Source organism: Lacunimicrobium album, assembly GCF_052161635.1.
GTDB lineage: Bacteria > Planctomycetota > Planctomycetia > Planctomycetales > Planctomycetaceae > SXPC01.
In genome coordinates, this window is the sequence record NZ_CP197413.1 from 2,795,882 (window position 1) to 2,817,791 (window position 21,910).

At 56.1% G+C, this 21,910-nt stretch carries 12 protein-coding genes and 1 tRNA gene; 5 read left to right on the forward strand and 8 right to left on the reverse strand.

From position 1 onward, the window contains the following. Nucleotides 1-15: 15 nt before the first annotated feature. Nucleotides 16-3,267 (reverse strand): efflux RND transporter permease subunit, encoded by a 3,252-nt coding sequence (locus SH248x_RS11115; protein ID WP_459554343.1) that lies wholly within the window; start codon nt 3,265-3,267, stop codon nt 16-18. A gap of 409 nt (nt 3,268-3,676) precedes the next feature. Between SH248x_RS11115 and SH248x_RS11120 the strand changes: the two genes are divergently transcribed. Next, on the forward strand, nt 3,677-5,287 hold the full coding sequence (locus SH248x_RS11120; protein ID WP_459554344.1) for a TolC family protein: 1,611 nt from the start codon (nt 3,677-3,679) through the stop codon (nt 5,285-5,287). 8 nt (nt 5,288-5,295) lie between these two features. Here the strand turns inward: SH248x_RS11120 and SH248x_RS11125 are convergent, their stop codons facing one another. The 3 genes from SH248x_RS11125 to SH248x_RS11135 form a co-directional block, all read right to left on the reverse strand. Then, nucleotides 5,296-6,303 carry a cytochrome-c peroxidase gene (locus SH248x_RS11125; protein ID WP_459554345.1) on the reverse strand — a complete coding sequence of 336 codons (1,008 nt, stop codon included), beginning with the start codon at nt 6,301-6,303 and terminating at the stop codon, nt 5,296-5,298. A gap of 128 nt (nt 6,304-6,431) precedes the next feature. Continuing rightward, nucleotides 6,432-7,625 carry a right-handed parallel beta-helix repeat-containing protein gene (locus SH248x_RS11130; protein WP_459554346.1) on the reverse strand — a complete coding sequence of 398 codons (1,194 nt, stop codon included), beginning with the start codon at nt 7,623-7,625 and terminating at the stop codon, nt 6,432-6,434. A gap of 536 nt (nt 7,626-8,161) precedes the next feature. Further along, a tRNA-Arg gene (locus SH248x_RS11135) sits at nt 8,162-8,235 on the reverse strand. A 369-nt stretch (nt 8,236-8,604) separates the two neighbouring features. Here SH248x_RS11135 and SH248x_RS11140 point away from each other — a divergent pair. The 3 genes from SH248x_RS11140 (at nt 8,605) to rsgA (ending at nt 12,422) form a co-directional block, all read left to right on the forward strand. Beyond that, the gene (locus SH248x_RS11140; RefSeq protein ID WP_459554347.1) at nt 8,605-8,985 is read left to right on the forward strand and encodes a hypothetical protein; all 381 of its coding nucleotides are present in this window, start codon (nt 8,605-8,607) and stop codon (nt 8,983-8,985) included. 283 nt (nt 8,986-9,268) lie between these two features. Next, nucleotides 9,269-11,008 carry a SpoIIE family protein phosphatase gene (locus tag SH248x_RS11145; protein WP_459554348.1) on the forward strand — a complete coding sequence of 580 codons (1,740 nt, stop codon included), beginning with the start codon at nt 9,269-9,271 and terminating at the stop codon, nt 11,006-11,008. Between the two features lie 289 nt (nt 11,009-11,297). Further along, complete coding sequence (gene rsgA / locus SH248x_RS11150) at nt 11,298-12,422, forward strand: ribosome small subunit-dependent GTPase A (protein WP_459554349.1); 1,125 nt, start codon at nt 11,298-11,300, stop codon at nt 12,420-12,422. 230 nt (nt 12,423-12,652) lie between these two features. On the opposite strand, the gene SH248x_RS11155 is transcribed toward rsgA, so the two are convergent. After that, the gene (locus tag SH248x_RS11155; RefSeq protein ID WP_459554350.1) at nt 12,653-14,314 is read right to left on the reverse strand and encodes an SPFH domain-containing protein; all 1,662 of its coding nucleotides are present in this window, start codon (nt 14,312-14,314) and stop codon (nt 12,653-12,655) included. Nucleotides 14,315-14,568: 254 nt separating this feature from the next. Further along, entirely contained in the window at nt 14,569-16,152 is a 1,584-nt protein-coding gene (locus tag SH248x_RS11160; protein ID WP_459554351.1) for an SPFH domain-containing protein, read from the reverse strand. Nucleotides 16,153-16,819: 667 nt separating this feature from the next. Between SH248x_RS11160 and SH248x_RS11165 the strand changes: the two genes are divergently transcribed. Next, on the forward strand, nt 16,820-17,815 hold the full coding sequence (locus tag SH248x_RS11165; protein WP_459554352.1) for a hypothetical protein: 996 nt from the start codon (nt 16,820-16,822) through the stop codon (nt 17,813-17,815). Between the two features lie 115 nt (nt 17,816-17,930). On the opposite strand, the gene SH248x_RS11170 is transcribed toward SH248x_RS11165, so the two are convergent. Next, complete coding sequence (locus tag SH248x_RS11170) at nt 17,931-20,180, reverse strand: fatty acid beta-oxidation multifunctional protein (RefSeq protein WP_459554353.1); 2,250 nt, start codon at nt 20,178-20,180, stop codon at nt 17,931-17,933. A 239-nt stretch (nt 20,181-20,419) separates the two neighbouring features. Continuing rightward, nucleotides 20,420-21,811 carry a thiolase family protein gene (locus tag SH248x_RS11175; RefSeq protein WP_459554354.1) on the reverse strand — a complete coding sequence of 464 codons (1,392 nt, stop codon included), beginning with the start codon at nt 21,809-21,811 and terminating at the stop codon, nt 20,420-20,422. Nucleotides 21,812-21,910: the final 99 nt, after the last annotated feature.

The following is a 21,910-nucleotide window of genomic DNA, read 5'->3' on the forward strand; positions in this document are numbered from 1 at the left end:
TCCGATAAATGACTGCTAACCCGCAACGGCCACTTCCCGAGTGTCTACAAAGTGTGGACTTTGCGGGTCATCGGGATCCAAAGAAGCGGAGTTCATACTGGCTCGTCCCTGCAGGATCGCGAAGATGGCAGGCAGAATCAGAAGTGTCGTGAACGTAGCTGCGATCAGGCCTCCAATCACCGCCCGTCCCAGAGGAGCATTCTGTTGCCCCGCTTCGCCGATCGCAAACGCCATCGGAAGCATCCCGGCGATCATCGCCAAACTGGTCATCAGGATCGCACGCAATCGACTTCCCGCCCCACCGACGGCAGCCTCTTTGACACCAATTCCTTCTTTACGACGCTGCTCGGCAAAGGTGACCAGCAAGATCGCATTCGCCATCGCGACTCCGATCGACATGATCGCGCCAATGAACGACTGAATGTTGAGCGTCGTCCCGGTCAGCCAGAGCATCATGACCACACCCGCGACGACCGCAGGAATCGCAGAGACCGCAACCAACGCCAGCCGGATAGACTGAAAGTTCGCCGTCAGCAGAAAGAAGACCGCAATGACCGCCAGTCCCAGACCAACGCTCAGCCCCGATTGCATTTCCTCCATCGGGGGAATCTGACCGCGCGTGACAATCTGAACTCCCTTGGGAGGATCGCCGACCGTGGAGATCGCTCGTTTGACCGCCCGAGCAACCGTTCCCAAATCAACTCCAGTCACGTTCGCCGTCAACGTGATCTGACGTCGCATATTGTATCGGTCAAACTGGCCGGGCATGGTCCCCGGGGTGATCGTTGCCACATCACGGACCAGAACCTGTCCTGCATCGGTGCTCTTGAGTGGAATTCGTCCGAGATCCTCGGAGCTGGAGGTCGTCGACACATCATCGGGCGTTCGCACGACCGGGCGAGGAATTTCAACCTGGACCTGATAAGCAATCCCGCTTTTCGGGTCTGCCCAATAGTTGGGAACTACGAACCGACTGGAACTCGTTGCCGTCACCAGCGCCCTCGAAACATCCACCGCCGTCAGCCCGGCGAGTCCTGCTTTCTCTCGATCCACGTTGACTTGAATCGTCGGATAATCGAGTGACTGGCCGACCTGCAGATCTCGCAGAAACGGGATCTGATGGAGTTCCTCTTGAAGCCGTTCAGCGTAAGCCCGATTGTCAGCAAAACTTGGCCCGCTGATCGCAATCTCGACAGGAGTCGGCGATCCAAAGCTCATGACTTCATTGACGATGTCGGATGGCTCGAATGAAAAACGCACGTCGGGCAGCTCTTGAGAGAGTCGGGCGCGGAGTCGTTCTTTGAGATCTTCATCGGTAACGTGAAGTCCATCCGCCAGATCCACGTACAGAATCCCCTCTTCCGGCCCGCGCGACCACTGGTACACCGCATTGACAGGGAAGTTCGAGTGAATCATGCCGACATAGCCCAGTGTCAGGTCCACGTTCTCAGCGCCAAGTTCCTCTTCAATCAGGTTCAACGCCCGCTTGGCGAGTGCTTCGGTTTTCTCAATGTGAGTCCCATCGGGGGCTCTCATTCTCAAGCGGAACTGCCCGGCATCAACGACCGGAAAAATACTCTGCCCCAGTTGGTTTCCTGCGATGCCGATCACAGCCGTACTGCCAGCCAGATAGATCACGATGACCAGCCATCGCACACGCACGATCCCACTCAGGAGCGATTCATACGCCTCTCGGAACCGGTCGAATGCGGTTCGATGATGCTCAGCGTTCCCATGTGTCTTCAGCAGCCAGACAGACAGAATCGGCACGAACGTACTCGATAAAAAGTAGGAGGCAATCATCGAGAATCCAACCGCCAGCGACAGCGGAATAAACATCGAGCGGGCGGCTCCCTGCATAAAGAACGACGACACAAAAACCGCCAGGATACACAGCATCGCGAGCAATCGAGGAATCGCGGTCTCAGCGGATCCATCCCGGACCGCGACCGCCAGCGGCTTGCCCCGTTGCAGGTGGGCGTGAATGTTTTCAATCGCGACGGTTGCTTCGTCGACAAGAATCCCGATCGCCAGCGCCAACCCTCCCAGCGACATCAGGTTGATCGTCTGGCCTGTGATCCACAACGCCAGTAACGCAATGATAAGTGCCAGCGGAATATTCAACACGACAATCAGAGAACTGCGCCAGTCCTGAAGAAACAGCAGAATCATCAGCCCCACCAGCACCGCTCCGAGGAGCCCCTCCATGACCACCCCTTCGACCGCGCGGGTGACGTAGATCGACTGATCGAATTCAAACGCTACATCGATCCCCTCGCCATCCTTGCCCAGCGCGTCCTTCATCTTGGGAAGCGCCCCTTTGATGTTGTTGATGACGCTCATCGTCGAGGCATCCGACCGCTTGGTTGCGAGGATATAGACCGCACGTCGTCCGTTGACCAGCGCGTAACCTGCCGGGGCATCCGCGGAATCCTGGACGTACCCGATATCTCGCATATAGACCGGGTGTTCCCCCATACGAATCGGGATCGATTCCAGCTGAGAAATCTCCTTCACCACCGAGTTGACGGGCACGATCGGATACTGATCGCCGATCACCAGATTCCCCGAGGGACTGATCGAATTGCCGCGCACGAGCGCATTGATCGCTTCTTCAGGAGACATGCCATACGACTGAAGACGCTTCGGGTCCATCGTAATCACGACCGTCCGCGCGCTCCCCCCAAACGGCGGAGGCGCCGAAACACCCGGCAGACTGGAGAACATCGGCCTCACGCGAAACAGCGCCAGGTCCTGAATTTCTGCAATCGAACGGGTATCGCTGGACAGGACCAGATAGCCCACCGGCACGCTCCCCGTGTCGAATCGCATCACAAACGGCGAAACCGTCCCCGGCGGCATAAACGCCTGAGAACGATTCACGTAGTTGATAGTCTCCGCCATCGCCTGAGACATGTCGGTCCCGGGATGGAAATACAGCTTCATCAGGGCCGTCCCCTGAACATTCCGCGATTCGACGTGATGGATGCCAGAAATGTAGAGGAAGTGATACTCGTAATAGTTCGTCAGAAAGCCTTCCATCTGAGCCGGGTCCATCCCCCCGTAAGGCTGACAGACGTAAATGACAGGCAGATTCAGGCTGGGGAAAATATCAACTTCCATCCCCTTGGGAAGTCCCTGCGGATAGGGAATCCCCAACTGTTCGGCCAACGTGTTTCCGATCGCCAGAAGACCGCCAAACGCAATGGCGAGAATCAGTACCATGACAGAGAGCGGTCGCGAGAGTGCCAGTCGTATCAGTTGCATAAACTGGAGAAAGCTTTCGTATCTGGTTGCCCGTCATGATGTTACCGATTTGGCAAACCCATCGGGCTTCGAGTATGGGACCAATGAGGCGGGAATGCAATTAAGTTGATTTTAGAATCTGCTTTTAACAAACTGCCGGACCTGTTCATGAGTTGTCAAAAAAAGCACGCCTCTTTTGGCGTAAGGTCTTTTCAGACATCGCTTTGCAGTGATGCCATTGGGTCGCTCTGTAATGAGAGCGTGCTGCCAACGTAAGAGTTGTACGACGTGTGGCGCGAAGAACGATTGATCCTCCTGCAACGGCCAGTCCGATCATAACGATGACTGACAGCACCGTGTGGATCAAGTCGGAGCAAGAGGAATGACCGTCCCAACGAAGAGCAGTAACTTTGAAAAATCCTGGCCGATCATGAGTAGCGCACTCATCCTCGCGATCGCAGGCTGCCAGGGAGGGGGAAATCGACAGCATGTCTCGTCGTCTCCCGTTCAAGGAACTCAAGTCGTCCCTGCCGGTGTCGCCACCTGGCATGCACCCGAATCACTTCCCGCAGAGATAACAAAGACCACATTCGAGCAGCCAACGGCATCCGACTCCGCCCCGCTCACCCTCGTCAGCGGGACTTCCTCCAGCGCATCCGAAACAAAAGCCGTCGACAATCCCGCCGCGCCCTCTGTCGCTGCTGCCCCGACGCCCCAGGTCTCTGAACCAGATGCCTTCGTCGTCCCCGGCATTGAGAATGCCGTACCGATCGATCTGGCAACGGCGCTGGCCGTCACCGCAGGAGAGAGCCCGCAAATCGGCTTCGCCAAGCAACGGATTCAAGAGTCGTTCGCGCGTTTAGAACGAGCGGAAGTGTTGTGGGTCCCCTCGATTCGAGCCGGCGTGAACTACAACCGTCACACGGGCACCATTCAAGATGTCGCCGGAAACGTCTTCGAAACCACGCGTAGCTCCGTCTACTCTGGATTCGGTGCCCAGGCCGTCGGAGCGAGTTCCCCTGCCGTCCCAGGGCTGGTCATGAACTTCCACTTGCGCGACGCCATCTTCGGACCTCGCATTGCCGAGCAGACGGTGTGCGCGCGTCGCTTCGGTGCACAAGCCGTGACCAACGACAATCTCCTGCAAACATCGCTGGCTTATCTCGACCTTCTGGAAGCCATACAGATCAAAGCCGTCCAGGAAGAAACCTTGGCCCATGCCGAACAGCTGGCCGACATCACCGGATCGTTCGCCAAGACAGGCGAAGGGCTTCAAGCAGACTTCGATCGCGCCAACACCGAACTCTCCCTGCGTCGCATCGAGATGCTGCGAGCCGTGGAAGGGACGCAGGTCGCATCGGTGAAGCTCGCACAACAGTTAAGTGCTCAACAATGCCAGTTTCTCATGCCCACCGAACCAGCGATGACTCCCATCGAACTGGTCGACCATACCTGCCCATGTGGCGACCTGATCACAACCGGACTCTCCTACCGTCCCGAGTTCGCTGAAAGCCGACACATCGTCGGCGAAGCCATCGAACGCTACAAACGAGAAAAATACGCCCCCTTCGTCCCCAGCGTCTTGATGGGATTCAGCTACGGAGGCAACGGCGGCTCGATCGGCAACGACATCGATAACTTCGGAGGACGGACAGACTTCGACGCCGCCGCTTACTGGGAGGTGAGAAATCTGGGATTCGGCGAAAAAGCGGCTCGACGTGAAGCACAATCCGGCGTCGAAATGGCTCGCTGGCAGGTTGTCCGTCAGATGGACCAGATCAGCGCCGAAATCGCGCAGGCCCATGTCGAACTTCGCTCACGTCGCTCTCAGGTCGACCTGGCTCAGCAGGCGATCTCCGCCGCACGTGACTCCTACCGACGAAATCAAGAACGAATTCAAGCCGGCCAGGGACTCCCCCTCGAGACCCTGCAGTCACTACAGGCCCTCAACAACGCCCAGCGCGAATACGTCCGCGTTGTCGCGGACTACAACCGATCACAGTTTACCATGCAGCGAGCCCTTGGCTGGCCAATTCAATAAGCAGAGTTTCAGTCCATCGGCTTCTGGAATGGATTCTTGAACTGTGCCGGGACTTCACCAGTCAGAGTTTCGAGAAAAGACCGGATCTTTTCGATGTCTTCTTCGCTCAGTTCCATGCCTAACTGCGACTTGCCCATCACCGCGATCGCTTCGTCCAGCGACGCCATGGAACCATCGTGGAAATAGGGAGCAGTCTGAGCAACATTGCGAAGCATCGGGACTCGGAAACAAGACTTGTCTTCCTCCCGACCACTGATCTTAAAAACGCCTTCATCAATCGTGGTTGAACGGGTGAGCTTCCAATAGTCCGTCGTTACGCCAAATTTTTCGACGGAAGTTCCTCCCAATAACCGCCCGGAATGGCAGTCAGCACATCCGACCTCCAGGAACAACTTCAGGCCTTCCGACTGCAGCGACGTCAATGCATCGCCTTCTCCCTTCAGGTACTTGTCAAACGGTGCAGGGGTCAGCAGTGTCTGCTCATACGCCTCGATCGCCTTCCCAAAGTTCTCTGGAGTCATGGGATCTTGCGCCGCTGGGAATGACTTCTGAAATTGCTCGCCGTAGCCCAACTTTGCCAATGTCGGAAGAACATCTTCGGGGCGAGTCCAGCCCATCGAACCTTTCAACGAACCTGTCGCCTGGGCGGCTCCTGATTTTCGATCCGCTAACCACCGCAGCGACGGTTGAAGCATCGAGTTAAAGACAGTCGGCGAGTTCCGCGTAGTCAGTTCCTCTCGCGCATCAAGTGATTTTGGCCGAGCATCCGCTCCGAAATCTTCGACCAGGTGACAACTCGCACAAGACACCCGACCGTTCAACGACAACCGCTCATCCCAGAACAGCCGCTGTCCTAATTGAACCATCGGTTGAGTAACCATTTTTTCATCAGGAGACTCAATTGTCCCGAACGCCGCTCTTGAGCGAGTCACCAGATCGTCGTCGGCTTCGATGCGGGTTGCCAGACAACCAACGGCAAAGGCAAAGGTGAAACCATATTGAAACCAATGTCGCATCAATTTACTTTCGGAACTGTCAGGTTTTTGAACAATGGATTGACTCGGAGATAAGACCAACAGGGCCGAGCGAGGAATACACTGTCGTTTCGTCTGGATTTTACCAAGTCCTTGAAGACTGAAGCATTCTATTCACGGATCCCCTCTGGGCGAACCCCAGCATCTTTAACCGGCGTGCCCTTGCGAAGCTGAAAATCTCCCGCTTCAGCATCACGGAACAAAGGGTCTTTTCCATAGCGTCCCTCCGTTTCCGGTGTGGGCAAATTTAGGCGATGACTATTCTGAGGAGCATCAAGGCGATACCAATGGTTTTGGGCAAAGCGGAACGTCTCCGGAGATGTGGCATCACCAACATTGACGACCGTCCGGACCTCTTCGGAATCAAAGACAACGAGGTTATTTGAAAACTCACCATTCCGACAGGAAATGAATTCCGCTCCCCGAGTTTCCTGCAGTATTCGAATCACCCAGCGAGTCGGTCGATAAATCGTATTGTAGCGCACCACCGCGCCGTCGACGCCGACAAACGCAATCGGCGACATCGAACCACTGAATGTACAATCTTCGACCAGGATGTCTCTGGCTTCGTAGTCAGCATCACGAGGACGGAAGAAGTCTCGTCCAGTGCTTCCTCCAATCTGCACTGATCGGCTACCAGAGTCGATAAACTGGCATCGTCGTACGGCAATATGCGCTGTCCCCCCTTTGGTCTGGACACCATTGCCTGGAATATCACTACGAAAACGCAATTGGCAATCTTTGATCTCTCCATGATGGCAACCGACCATGTCAATGGCAGAGCCAGCTTCGCCCCAGCGTTCGACTTTGCACCCTTCAATGACAAAGTTCTCCACTCCCGACAATTTGATCCCGTCATGATTCCCCTGCGGACCGATCTCACGCACCTGAAGCTGACTCAGGACAATGTTCAGCGCCGGATCGAGAGGCTTTCCCCCATCGTCGATATTCAGGCCGTTATCTGTTGCTCCACGCAAGATGAGGTGTCGCAGTTCAACGAAGCGAGGACTCGTCAGATGAATTGCTGTCGTCCCACCAACAATCTCGGGCGGATTCTGTGGATCAAGTGCAGCAAGAACAATCGGCTGCTCTTTAGTCCCACGCAACTCATTAAACGTCATCCCGCCACGATACTCGCCGGGAGCAATCAGAATTTGAGTCCCCGGTTGTGCACGCTGGACCGCGTTGATCAACTCATCACGAGAACGCACCTGCACTGTTTTGATTTGCCCCTCTGCAAAACACGGCCTGCAGAAAAAGGAAAGCAGAACGAGCAGAATCGTGGCTTGACCAAAGAAGGGCATGATTGAGGTCCAATTGACAAACCGGGAAAGTCGTTTTAGGTCCATTAAAGCAGTATGGTCTTCGAACAGCGTTCATTCCTAGACAATTCCTGCCAAGAGCGGGGAGGATGCCTGTTCCCGGATAACCTGCGCTTCACCACCACATGAATGACCCCGAAAGTCGTGGCATCGCGGCATTCTCGATCAGCCACAACCAACGCGGAAGCCCACACGACATGGAATCCAACATCGTTGACTCAAAGCCAGCCTCTCACAAAGAAAATCAAATCAAGCACGCCATGGCTTACGACTCGAGACGAGGCAGAACAACTCGACAAATCAACTCAGCAATCTCAAGACAGACTTCGACACAATAGAAAAACATTATGGAGCGATTCGGTCGGCTCAATCAGCAGCTGGAGAACTCTATGAAAAGCTCTCTCTCAGAAACACCGAAGTGTAGGTAAGCGGGGGGATAACGGGGGGAACACTCAGTTTTGCAAACTCAGCCGACCCCGGAATCCCTCTAAACTCTTGCCATTTCTAACCTTACCAAGTGCACCCCAGTGGATTCGAACCACTAACCTTCGGTTCCGTAGACCGATGCTCTATCCAATTGAGCTAGGGGTGCTTTCGCAAAAGCCAGCTCTCGCCAGCTCCTGGAAGAGGACATTATGTGCGATCACAGGGTTCGCTGCAAGTTACGCAGCGCTGTTTTTTACCACGTCCTCAGAAGGGGAGTAAGACGGCCAAAATCGCACACTGGGTAATTTCAGATAACTTTTCACGTCTCACAATCGTCACAAACCTTCCATGTGGTCAACTTCAGCCTGTTCCCTCAGATCCACAGCGTTTTCTAATCGGTAAATCCGACCCGGTCGCCGTCCATGGGGTAGGGTTGCCACACGGACGAACTGTCACGTTCAGGAAGAACAAAACGAGGGAGCGTCCCATGGAGGACGACGGTTAAAACTGGGGTTTCCGCAGAGAGGTGGACCGAATGAATATCGCAGAACACACAGATTCAATGCTCGTTGTTGATCGCCGCTCACCACGTCTTCGTTACGATCGACGCAACCGCGCAGAGCGTCGTAAAGACGTCGAGCCTGTCGTCGAAGTCGCTGTCGAAAAACGCGTCACCAGCAGCAGCGAACGTCGCAACAAAGTCGAACGCCGTCGCCAGATCGATCCAACGACCTGCGAACGCGACTATTCAAACGAAGAAATCGACTTCATGAAGGCCATCGACGATTACAAACGCCGCAGCGGCCGACAGTTCCCAACCTGGAGTGAAGTCCTCGAAGTCATCCGTGACCTCGGCTACCGCAAAACCGCTGAGCCGTCGCAAACGTATCACCAGGCTCAAGCTCAATCAGCTTAGCGAAATAAGCGTGCTGACGGCGCGTAAAGTGGGGAACACTGTCGTTTGACCAACAAACGCCGTCACAAATACGCGAATGCCGATCACAAGAAGGCCCGAACGGACAAACCTCCGTCTCGGGCTTTTTTCATTTTCTCATTCCGGCATTTTGCATGGGCATTTTTCTTTGTCTCAGCTAAGATAGATCGCACAAATCAACCAGTTTCGATTCAACGACAGCTGCCGAGATCTTCGTCTCGCGCCAGTAGCAGTCCCACGAAGCAATGAAGGCATTCGCGGTCCAATGGCTCAGTTCGTACTTCTCTCTGGCGGTGATGCAACCAGTTACGACCTCAAAGGAACCGAGATGGTTCTGGGCCGTCACCCTGAATGCGACATCGTTTTGCAGTCCAACATGGTCTCGCGCAAGCATGCCAGGATCATCATCGCCGGCAGTCAGGTCAGCATTGAAGACCTCGGCAGCGGGAACGGCACCTTCGTCAACGGCGATAAGACCGAAGGCATCCGACCTCTTCATCATGACGACCGCATCAAGCTCGGACCACTTCTGTTTCGTTACGACGACGGCAAAACCCCCACAGCCGCAGCGTCGGCCGGCAGTCGTCCCTCGGCCTTGGCTGGTAAGCCCGGCGGGAGCAATCCCACGGTCATCCCGAAGTCAAATCTCCTCAGTGGCGGACAGGGCACGATCCAGTTCGACCTCAGCAACGACGACGGCGCCCACACCATCATGGGTGCAGCTGATGTCGGTGGCGGCTTCGGTAGCCTCAACGTCAAACCCGAAGTCAAACTCAAAGCCATTCTCGAGATCAACCGTTCCCTGGCAGGAACCACCGAACTCGAACTGATGCTCCCCAAGATCCTCAACACACTCTTCTCCATCTTCCCTCAGGCCGACCGCGGCTCCATTCTGCTCAAAGACGACAGCGGACAGATCGTCCCTCGCGCCTTCAAACATCGTCGCGGTGACTCGGACGAATCGGTCCGCATTAGCAAGACGATCCTCAACAAAGTCCTCGAAGAGCGTAAAGGCATCCTCTCCGCTGATGCCTCCAGCGACCTTCGCTTCTCTGGCAGCGAGTCCATCTCAAACCTGACCATCCGCTCCATGATGTGCGTCCCGATGCTCTCTCTCGATGGTGAGCCGATCGGGGCGATCAACATCGACACCCAAAACCCCATCAGCCAGTTCCGCCCGGACGACCTCGACCTTCTCCTCGCTGTTAGCAGCCAGGCGGCTCTCAGCTACGAAAACACACGTCTCCTCGCCTCGCACGCCGAGAAGACCAAATACGACAACGAAATGCGCATCGCCCGCAACGTCCAGCGTGCGCTGCTCCCGGATGACCTCCCCAAAGCGGCTGGCTACGAATTCTTCGCTGCCTACGAAGCCGCCCAGGCCGTCGGCGGCGATTACTACGACATCATCCCTCTCGGCGAAGACAAGATCTGCCTGGCCTTCGGAGACGTGGCAGGGAAGGGCGTTCCCGCCTCACTCGTCATGTCGCGCATCTCCAGCATTGTCCGTGGAACGATCGAGTTCTTCAACGACGTCCAGACCGCAGCCAACCGCATCAACAACCACATGTGCGCCAAAGCCGTCGAAGGACGATTCGTCACCTTCGTACTCGTCATCATCGACATGAAGAACCACCACATGTCCCTGGTCAACGCCGGCCACATGTCCCCCATCATCCGCAAACCCGATGGCAGCATTGAAGAATTCTCCGACGCCAACATCGGCGTCCCACTCGGCGTGATTGAAGATTTTCAATACGACGTCGAAGATCGCGCGATCAATCCAGGCGAAACCTTTGTCATCTACACCGATGGCGTCAGCGAAGCCATGAATCATCAAAGCGACCTCTACGGCACCGAACACCTCAGAGACTTCATCCAGAAAGGCCCCGCCTCAACAACTGCCCTCGGAGAAGCCATCCTCAAAGACGTCAAACGCCACGCCGACGGCCGCCCCCAAAATGACGACATCACCCTGATGTGCTTCGGCCGCGCCGCGAATTGAAGTCTTCAATCCTTCTCCCCCGGGGAGAAGGTGGCCGAGTCGAACCTCTGGTTCGCAAGTCAATACAGTCGAGGTCGGATGAGGGATCTCTGCGAATTTCACGGTAGCAACAATTCCATTCCCGTCCCTTCTCCCTTGAGGGGAGAAGGTGCCCGAAGGGCGGATGAGGATGGGGCATAGGCACTTATCGAGTCCCAACATAGCAACCCGCAACAGGCACTGAATGCTCCAATCAACTCAACTCCTAACTAACGCGAAACGCACCGCAGACTGCCGCAGGAACTAAGGCATGTCGCCAAAGAAAAAACGCGTCGAATTCAAAAAAAACCGCGGTTCCAAAGACCGTCCTCGCTTCGATTCCAAACTCACCCAGGATGACGATTCCGCGCTCGAGCAGCTGACGTCCAGCGAACGCATGTCCGGCAAAGGTGATAAGACTCGCTACCGCACGATCATCGAAGATTCCGCAGACGAATCGACACTCCTCTCCGGACGGGTCATCCGCGCGATCGGCGCCAATTCCTGCACCGTCCGCACAGACGACGGTCACGACTTCACCTGCACGGTCCGCAAAGTCCTCCGTGCCATCGCTCAATCGACTCGCAGCGCTGTCGTCGCTGGAGACCTTGTCCAGCTCAAACAGACCGCCCCCAACGAAGGCGTCATCCACAGCGTCCGTGAACGCAAAGGCATCCTCAGTCGTGCCGCGAAAGACCGCCAGCACATCATCGCGTCAAACGTCGATCAGATGGTCATCGTTGCCTCTGCACGCAACCCCAACTTAAAACCTAACCTGATTGATCGCTTCCTCGTCGTCGCCGAAAAGCACGAGATCACTCCGATCATCTGCATCAACAAAATGGACCTCGCCGACATCACGAAGATCGAGTCCATCGCCAACGTCTACCGACACATCGGCTACGACGTCCTCCTCACCTCGATCCAGACAGGGCAGGGGATCCCCGACCTCCGCAGCAGGATGGAAAACAAGATCACCGTATTCACCGGCCAGTCCGGCGTCGGCAAATCATCGCTGCTCAATTCACTCCTGCCCGAACTCGCCCTGCGAACTCACAAGGTCTCGACCGACACCGGCAAAGGCCAGCACACGACGACTACCGCCCAGCTCATCCCCTTCGCCAACAACAGCTGGCTCGTCGACACCCCCGGCATCAGGCAAATGGAACTCTGGGACACCATCCCCGAAGAAGTCGAAGCCTACTTCCGAGAGTTCCTCCCCTTCGTCCCCAACTGCAAATTCCCCGACTGCAGCCACACCCACGAAGCAAACTGCGCCGTCAAAGCCGCCGTCGACGCAGGACACATCACCCCCAACCGCTACCAAAGCTACACCCGCCTCTACCAAGGCGATCCCCCCACCAAAGAAGACGAAGAAGAAGACTTCGACTTCTAATCCCGTCCCTTCTCCCTTGAGGGGAGAAGGTGGCAGCGCTTCGCTGACGGATGAGGGTGAGCTATAGGCACTCATTCGCTCCCATTGTCTTAACCGCGACAGCGTAATGTAGGGTGCCGGTGAGTCTTCGAACCGCACCAAATGCGTCCACACTTCACAGTAAACCCCGAACAAAAAAAGGCACCGATTCATCATCGATGCCTCTCTCAAATTCTCTCCACCCGCAAAGTCTACTTCTTCACCGGTTGAGTTGGCTGCATCTGCTGCTTCCCGATCATCGTCTCCGTGAACCCTTTCAGGTCCGTCCAGAACGTCCCTTCACCCGCATAGAACAGATTCAACTCCATATCGTCGGGCAGTCCGTTCGCAAACACCCATTTGTTATACGCCTGCGGACTTCCAAACGCCTCGACTGCCAGTTTGAACTTCTCAGCTTTCGCCTGCTCCATCAGCTTCCTGGACTCCGCACTCGCTTCCCCGAGGACAACCAGCGATTCCGACTCCAGCTTCGCGACTTCCTTATCAATCGCAGCAACTTCCTGCAGCGTCTTGGCAGCGATTTCCTGTGACTCCTTCTCAGCCTCCGCCATCTTCGTCCGCACCATCCGCTCCGTGTCCGCAGCAACTGTCTTAACCTCAGTCATGACTTCCGCAGTCGCACGACGCAGCAACGTCTCAGTTGCTGATGTCTTCTCTTCCTGTTGACGAGTCAAGTTCTTCTCTTCACTGATAAACGCCTTCTGAATCGGCTCGCGAATACTCTGCTCGATATGAATATTACGCACCAGGCCCATCAGCAACGTGATGTCGATTTCTTTCAGTTCCTTTTGAAACTGATCCGACACATCCTGCTGGAAATCTTGACGCGTATCACCGACGAGGAACTCTGCTGAACTCAACTTCGATCCCATGTTCCGACAGATACTGGCAACCTTCGGCATGATGACCTTCGTCTGCACCGAGTCGACGTTCCCGTACTCACCAATCACTTCAGCCGCCTGCTGGGGAGTAATTCCCCAGACGGTCGTAAAGTCCATGTGCACAGGAAATCCGAAACGGTCCGGGAACGTGATCCCGCTTCCGTCATTGAGAATAATTGGCTCGCCAGCTTCATCGAACATGAATCGGCCTTCGTTATCCGCCTTGAAATTGGCGGCCAGAGTCAACTCACGAAACCCAATGTTGACGATATCAATCTGCTGCTCTCGAGGATTGATCGGGTAGTTCCCTGGAGGAATGGTCTCATTCTGCAGACCAGTTTTCATCCCGCGACTCGTATCGGTCACCTGATTGGTAACGACACCAACGAACCCGGGAGCAATCTCGACCCAACCAGCATGCTTGGTCTGTCCACCACTCTGCACGGTTTCCGTTGAGATCACTTTCACATCATACCCGTACGGATTGATCCGATAGATTCCTGGCCCCAGCGTCTTACGCAGCGTTCCCTTGAACTCCGTCTTGCCAAGATCACCTTCAACAAGAATGACTCCCGCTGGAGCAGACTTACCAATCTTCGAAGTCACAATCCCGACTTCACGAGGCTTAACAACCACATCATCCACAATCTCCCGATCCCACCAGATCGGCGAGTAGAAGTGACGCCCGGGCCCCTTCATATTCTCGATCACACCCTTCTGCTCAGGATTCCCGCTCTCATCGACCTTGGCGAATTCGCCAGGCTCCGAGTTACTCAAAAAGTACCCCGGCAAAAAGGGCAGGGGAGCACCCTTATACGTCAACAGCAGACTCTTGCCCGCTGGGACGTAAACCAGATTGATCGTCCAACTCACAAAAATCCACGCCATCACAATCAACAGCACAACAGCCATGACCGAAGGCCACAAAGCCCGAGCCGCCATCGAATTCGTCTTCGTAAAGTTCTCGTTCATATCTTTTCTTTATCTATTTAGCCCCCGGCGAGTCGCCGGGGGGAGTATTCGTCTTTGTCCCTTCTCCCTTGAGGGGAGAAGGTGTCAGCGCTTCGCTGACGGATGAGGGTGGGGCATAGGCACTCACCCGCTCCCATTCACCCAACCACCATCAGGCACTCATTCTTAGTTCGTCAACTTTTCTTCTCCGCGACCTCTGCTCAACTCTGCGGCCTCTGCGTTCCAACCTCTCCGGTCTCACGCAACACCCACTCTCAATTCCCCACATCCGTCACCGGCACCGTTTTCGCCGGCTGCGTCTCCGTCGGCTCAAACGTCTCGAAAATCTTCATGATCGGACTGTCCGCCGTATTCGCCATAATCTTGCGATAACTCGACGCCATCTTCTGATACAGAACGTAACGCGAGAACTCGTCCCCATTCCCGCCAAAGGCAATGACGGCATTCTTCCATCCCGAAGCATCTGCTTCATTCTGGAATCGAATCACATCCGCTTCCGCTTTCCCGCGAGATCGAATCGCTTCCGCCTCGTCTTTCGCAGCAGCCAGCTTGAACTCAGCGACCGCCTGACGCTCATTCACCTTCGTCAACGCAACTTCTCGCTTCTGATTCGCCTCGGCCATGATCTTGGCAATGTCCTGATAGGTCTTGCCCAGTTCGTCTTCCTGGTTACCTTTTTCGTCCTGCGCCTTTTTCTTCTTCTCAGCCTCCTGAGTCGTAATTTCCTGCTTGAAAGTCTCTTGAATCTGTACAGCCATCTGACGCTGACGAATCTGCTCGGCAATCGGCTGCGGCGGATACAGATTCTTGATCGAGACCTCCATGATGGTGATCCCCAGCGGCATGCAACGTTCTTTCAATGTCTGAAAGAACTGCTCCTGGAAGACCGAACGATCCGCCGTGTCACTCCCTCCGACCAGATCACGTCCCAGAAACTTCGAACCTTCCACACGACAGAAACTTCTCGCAAGCGGCAGAATCACCTTATTGGCAATTTCTTCCTCAATCGAATCCCCGTTCTGATGATCGTTGAACATCACATAGACTTCCGCGACTCGATCCGACTGCACGTGAAATCGTACGTTCCCTTCCACGCGAATCCAGAATCCATCCTTCGAAGGAAACCCCATGTCTTTGTTGGCTTCCATGCTCAACGTGATATCGCGTGTATTCAGCAGCTCAACACGAGTCTCATACGGATTGAAGTAATACGTCTGGGCATCCAGCACATTCTTCTGCACCCCACGGAACCCCGGATCCGACAGTAACGAATTCGGCGTCGTCGGCATCGGTCCATTCAAGTCCGTCACAATCCCTTTGTAACCCGCTTCAATCACAATCGGATCATACAGCTCGAGTTCAAACAAATACGGATTGATCGCATAACGCCCCGGCAGCAGATAACCCGGCACAACCCCCTTACTGAGAACCCGCTCATCGATTGCTTCTTTCGTCGGATCGACCTTCGCCAGGTACTCACTATAAGACAGGTCATCCCCCGTCTTGGAAATCAGTACGCCGATCTTCCCCTGCGGGACTTCCTGCATCGGGATGATCTCCCAGTCCCAGTAATACGGGACCATCATCTGCCAGCCCTCGGTCAGATACTTCTTCTGAATCCCTTTATGCTGATCCGTCGGAGCAATCTCATCGCTATTGCTCAGATCCAGCCCCGTCCGTCGGATCAGAATCGCAATATGCCCCCGCGGAACATTCACGATGAAGTTGGCATAAAACACCGTCGTCGCCAGCACCACAAACACCGCCAGCGCAACGAACACCCCCAACGAAAACCGCGACCCACCCGAACCAAATTTCGCAAACTGTCCCTTAGCCATCGAACGATTCCTTATCCCGCAATACTTGTCTTATTTTGTGCCCCTTCTCCCCCGGGGAGAAGGTGGCCGAGTCTTCGAGGTCGGATGAGGGAACTCTGCGAAGTTAACTAAGCTCCCGCGCAACGTCCCTTCTCCCTTGAGGGGAGAAGGTGCCCGAAGGGCGGATGAGGGTGGGGTATAGGCACTCGTTCGTACCCATTCACTCAAAACACACAAGGCACGTTTCTCTTGGTGAGGTGACGCAAAGCCCCACCCACCCCACAAAACGCACCGCTCCCCCATTGGATCACGCAATTCCAGTTTCGTCCAAGAATTTCCCGTAAGTCCATCTTTTCACCCGTCTTACCCGACTTACTCAACAGGCAATCACCACTCTGATACCCCAACCCCTCGAACCGTCTCAACCGCTACCTTCTCACTTCCCCCCCTCGGGTGCCACTGGCTATGCCAGTGTTCTCCCCGGATCGACGTGAATCTGCGACCTCCACGTCAACTTTCCCGCCCACCCAACCACTACAGCCCTCACAGCCCCCCGCCTCCCGCACCTCTTATCCAATCAGCAATCCTTTCGTTTCAGACAAACTCTCGCAGCGTTCGATATCTCTCGTGACCAGACGATCTTCCCCGATCGTTTCATCTTCACACAAAGCTCGCGACAGGTGACGTCATGGAATACGAACTCATCATCCTCGGAAACACCCTCGCCGCCTGGCAGGCGACCGCCGAAGCCGCGCTCAAAGGTCTCCGCGTCGCTCTCGTCACCGGCTGCCCCGCAGACTCCGAACACCCCTCCCTGGATGGCTACGACCTCGTCGCCCATGCCCGCTCGCTCGTCAACGAAGTCACCTTCAGTGACGACGAAGAAAGCATGTCACTGGCCATGCCCCTCCAGCGCTGGCAGCGATTCCAGCAGCAGCTCCGTCGCACGGCCCTGCGTGAACTCCGCGGGACCCTCGACTGGCTCGAAATGATGCGCGTGCCCGTCTACAAGTCGAACTATCGTTTTCGCGATCATCGCCATATTCAACTGGACGACCGCACTCAGCCGACCCTGACCGCCGAGCGATTCCTCCTCGCCCAGGCCTCATCGTCTCAGCCTTCGTCCAGCTGGCCTCTGCTCCTGCAGATGCTCTCGAACAACGCGATTCGCCAAAGCAAACTCCGTTCCGCCCTGATCACACTCGACGACCTCTTCCAATCCGACCTGACCACACTCCCGACCGTCTTGACCCGCGATTCCAGCAGCGTCTCGCGTCTGTGCTGGCTGTGTGAACTGGCGTCGGACCTGCAGATCGTCGCTGCCGATCAGATCCGTTCGATTCAGTACCGCGAAGACGACTCAGCTTACCCCTACCTCGTCATCACCAACGACCGACGCGAGATCCCCGTCTCTCGTTTCCTGGTCGAAGGGGACCGCCACATCGACTGGACCTCCTGCAACCTCAACGCCGCCGACGTCATGGCCGACGACCGAGGCATGCTCTGGTCCGACCCGCGCCAGCAAACCACCAACCCATCCACGTATGCCCTGTCACACCTGACGAGCAGCTTCACAGATCAAACCCTCTCCATGCCCCAGCTCATCAACCAGCTCTGCATGGAACTCCACACCCACTCCCCCCGCCCCCACCTCTTCGAAACCAAACTCCACATCCCCCGCTAAAAGGCGAGCGGGGGGTGTAAACCCCCTGTCCCTTGTGCATTCAAAAAACAAAACGCTCAGAGTACGACACAGCCCCCACTCCAGCGAAGCCGCCCGGCCAATTACCAATTACTAATTACCAATTACCATCCTCAAACCCAAACTCCGCTCCCTCATAAAACTTCCCTCCCCCAGTCGCCAACTTCACAATCCCCTCCGCCGGCTTGAACCGCGCTCCCACGCTATTCTCCAGCTCCTTCAGCCACCCGTGAATCCGCGCCAACCCAAACGCATCCGCCGTCTTCAACGGCCCCCCTCGAAACGGCGCATACCCCGTCCCCAGCACCATCGCCAGATCCGCCATCCAAGCCTTCTCGACCACCTGCTCATCCAGGCACTTCGCTGTCTCGTTGATCAAGGCGAGCACGCAGCGTTTTGATAGCACCGTCTCCAGCTTCGACGGATCATCATGCGCATGCTCCGGCCCCGCCAGCGCCGTCTTCCCATGATCGTGGTCGTGATCATGGTCATGATCGTGACTATGTGGCGGCTCAAAATCCGACAGCACATCCGTCAGATCAATCGGCACGGGATGCTCTCCTTTGTCATGCCCATAAAACCCTCGCCCTGTCTTCTTCCCCAGTCGCCCAAGCTCGACCAGCTTCGACAACACACCCACCGTCGGTGACTCCCCACCAAAATACGGCTCCATCGTCTTCGCCACATGCAGCCCGACATCCAGCCCGATCTGATCCAGCAACTCGATCGGCCCCATCGGCATCCCAAACTTCCGCAGCTCCCGATCAATCTCCGACGAGACATTCCCTTCACACAACAGCCGCACACCTTCATCGAGATAAGGCATCAACACCCGGTTCACCAGAAAGCCCGGACTGTTCTTCACGACCACCGGCACCTTCCCCAACCGCTTCGTGACTGCGACTAACCCCGCCAATGTCTCCGGCGATGTCTTTTCTCCTTTGACAATCTCCACCAACGGCATCCGATGCACAGGATTAAAGAAATGCATCCCCCCCATCCGCGTCAGATCACTTACCGCAGACGCCATCTCATCGACCGACAGGGCAGAGGTGTTCGTCGCAAAAATCGCATTCGGCCCCAGTCTCGTCGACAGCTCACCAAAGATCTGATTCTTCAGCGCCATCTTCTCCGGCACCGCTTCAATCGCCAGATCCGCATTGGCAACATCACTCCACTCCGTCGTCACCTTCAAGGCCTTGAGAAGAGACGCCTTGTCTTCATTCGACATCCGCCTCTTTTCCACCAGCTCATTCAACGTCGACTCAATCCCCGCTCGGGCTTTCATCGCAAACTCTTCATTCGCTTCCTTAATCACGACTCCATACCCACGCGTCGCCGCCAGCTGCGCAATCCCCGCCCCCATGATCCCACCACCAATGACCGCAATCTGCTTCACTGTCGGCCCATTGTTCGAAGGCGATACCCAGTCAACGCCGCTCCGAGCCCGCTCACGCTGATAAAACAATCCCAACAGCGATCGACACGTCGTCGAGAACATCAACTCCCCGAGCGCCCGACGCTCAAACGCGAATCCCGCCTCGCGTCCCTGCGTGTATCCCGTCCTCACCGACTCCAGCACTTTCAAAACAGCAGGGTAGTCCTTCGCCTGTTTGGAAACCTTCTTCTGCGTCTGCGAAAACACCAGCCCACGACCAACCCCGGTCTGATTCAAAAACCATTGCATCCAAGTCCGCGAAACCTGACGAGGATTCTCCCCCGCAGCCACCTTCCTCACAAACTCATCCAGCTTCCCATCAAACTGCTCCGGCGAAGCCGCCCCATCGACGAGCCCGACCTTCACCGCTTCCTTCGCCGACAGCTTCTTCCCCTGCAACATAATCCCAAAAGCAGGAATCAACCCCACCAGCCGAGGCAGCCTCTGCGTCCCACCCCACGCCGGCAGAATCCCCAACTCCACCTCGGGCAGTCCCAACCGTGTCGCGCTATCTTCCGACGCGAACCGGTAATCACAAGACAACACAAACTCCAGCCCGCCTCCCAGACAGACCCCCTGAATCGCCGCAATCGTCGTCTGCTTCAACCCCTCCACCCGCGCAAACAACTCCTGCCCAGCCCGCGACGCCTCTTCCGCCGCAGCTGCATTCTTGATCCCCCCAAACTCCTTGACATTCGCCCCTGCAAAAAAGCTCCCCGCCTTCTTCGACCGAAACACCACCGCCTTCGTCGCCGCATCACTCGCCAGCGCACTCACCAGCCCCGACAACTCCGCCATCACATCCTGACTAAACACATTCTGCGACTGCCCCTGCACATCAATCGCCACCATCATCACCCCGCCATCCCGACGCTCCACCCCCAAATGCCGATATCCCTGCCCACTCATAGTAGTCCCTCTCAGTTAGTAATTTATTTTCTTCTCGACTCCCACAAAGAGGAGCCTCATATAGTCCCTTCTCCCTTGAGGGGAGAAGGTGCCCGAAGGGCGGATGAGGGTGGGGCATAGGCACTCATTCGCACCCATTCACCCCACCAGCATCAGGCATTCATTCTTAGTTCTTCATCTTTTTCTCTCCGCGACCTCTGCTCCCCTCCGCGCTCTCTGCGTTCCAACCCCTCCGAAGCTCACGCCACCTCCACCCAAACCGCATACCCTTGCCCCCCACCCACACACAAACTCGCAATCCCCCGCTTCTTCCCTTGCTCCTTCAGCGCCCGCAACAACGTCAACACAATCCTTCCCCCGGTCGCACCCACGGGATGCCCCAGCGCGATCGCTCCTCCATTGACGTTCAACTTCTCCTGCGGAATCACCCCAATCGGCTGCGACCGCCCAAAGGCGCTCTTACAAAACTCCGCCGAGCTCATCGCCGCCAGACACCCCAGGACCTGCGCCGCAAACGCTTCATTGATCTCGAACAACTCAAAATCATCCAGTTTCATCCCCGTCTGACGCAACAGCTTCTCAATCGCATACACCGGCCCCAACCCCATGCGCGAGGGATCACAACCCGCGATCGCATATCCCTTGATATACCCCAGCGGCTCCACCCCATACGCCTTCGCATGAGCCGTCGACGTCACCGCCATCGCAACGGCTCCATCCGTAATCGGACAGCTGTTCCCCACCGTCACTGTCCCATCCTGCGGACGGAAGTACGGCTTCAGCTTCGCTAAGGATGCCAATGACTGCCCCTTGCGAGGCCCGACATCCTCACTCACCGCTTTCCCGTGATTCATCTCCGCCGGGACAGGGGCAATCTCGCCCGCAAAGAATCCACGCGCCTGAGCTGCCAGCGTCCGCTCATGGCTCTGCAGCGCAAACGCATCCTGTTCTTCACGCCCGATATGAAAGTCCTGCGCGACTAGCTCTGCCGTCTCTCCCATATTCAATCCGCAACTCGGGTCCGTTAACCCCAGCTTGATCGCAACGACAGGATCGAGAAACGAGGGTCGAAACTTCAAGTAATGATTGGCCCGGTCGAGGAAAGACTTCATCTTCCCCATCTCAAGAAACCAGCGCGTCGCAGATCGATTCCACAACAGCGGAATGTTCGACATCGACTCCGTACCACCCGCCACAATCAGCTTGCTCCCGCGATCCCGCATCGCCTGCGATGCACCGACCAAAGACTCCATCCCCGACGAACAATTCCGATTCACCGTATGAGCAATCCGATCAAACGGCACCCCCGCAAGCAGCGAAATCACCCGTGCAATATTCGCCGAGTCCGCCGGCCCCGAGACATTCCCGAAGATGACTTCATCCACAGCCGTCTTCTCAATCTTGAGTTGAGAGAGCAGGGCAGTCACCGCATGGACCCCCAACTGACTGGCCGTCACTCCGCTCAGCGTCGAGTACGACTTCACAAACGGAGTCCGGACTCCCCCCAGAATCACCAGCGGCTCTTTCGCCAACTGGCTTGCCCACCCGGTAGTCGCCTGGGTTCCGGTATTCGCCTGGGATATTGTTGAACCGTCTCCAAATCCACTATCTATCGCCGTGGCTTGAGTCATTGCGCTTCCTCCGCCGCTGGTGTCAATCAAAGTGTTGTCACCCAATTATACGCCCCCACCCCCACCAAAAGCACGACCACCCGTTCTTTTTCCCGATTC

What these genes read in the sequence shown, in the direction of transcription:
- SH248x_RS11115 (WP_459554343.1), bottom strand. Translation starts at nt 3,267, where the DNA reads ATGCAACTGATACGACTGGCACTCTCGCGACCGCTCTCTGTCATGGTA.
- SH248x_RS11120 (WP_459554344.1), top strand. Translation starts at nt 3,677, where the DNA reads ATGAGTAGCGCACTCATCCTCGCGATCGCAGGCTGCCAGGGAGGGGGA.
- SH248x_RS11125 (WP_459554345.1), bottom strand. Translation starts at nt 6,303, where the DNA reads ATGCGACATTGGTTTCAATATGGTTTCACCTTTGCCTTTGCCGTTGGT.
- SH248x_RS11130 (WP_459554346.1), bottom strand. Translation starts at nt 7,625, where the DNA reads ATGCCCTTCTTTGGTCAAGCCACGATTCTGCTCGTTCTGCTTTCCTTT.
- SH248x_RS11140 (WP_459554347.1), top strand. Translation starts at nt 8,605, where the DNA reads ATGAATATCGCAGAACACACAGATTCAATGCTCGTTGTTGATCGCCGC.
- SH248x_RS11145 (WP_459554348.1), top strand. Translation starts at nt 9,269, where the DNA reads ATGGCTCAGTTCGTACTTCTCTCTGGCGGTGATGCAACCAGTTACGAC.
- rsgA (WP_459554349.1), top strand. Translation starts at nt 11,298, where the DNA reads ATGTCGCCAAAGAAAAAACGCGTCGAATTCAAAAAAAACCGCGGTTCC.
- SH248x_RS11155 (WP_459554350.1), bottom strand. Translation starts at nt 14,314, where the DNA reads ATGAACGAGAACTTTACGAAGACGAATTCGATGGCGGCTCGGGCTTTG.
- SH248x_RS11160 (WP_459554351.1), bottom strand. Translation starts at nt 16,152, where the DNA reads ATGGCTAAGGGACAGTTTGCGAAATTTGGTTCGGGTGGGTCGCGGTTT.
- SH248x_RS11165 (WP_459554352.1), top strand. Translation starts at nt 16,820, where the DNA reads ATGGAATACGAACTCATCATCCTCGGAAACACCCTCGCCGCCTGGCAG.
- SH248x_RS11170 (WP_459554353.1), bottom strand. Translation starts at nt 20,180, where the DNA reads ATGAGTGGGCAGGGATATCGGCATTTGGGGGTGGAGCGTCGGGATGGC.
- SH248x_RS11175 (WP_459554354.1), bottom strand. Translation starts at nt 21,811, where the DNA reads ATGACTCAAGCCACGGCGATAGATAGTGGATTTGGAGACGGTTCAACA.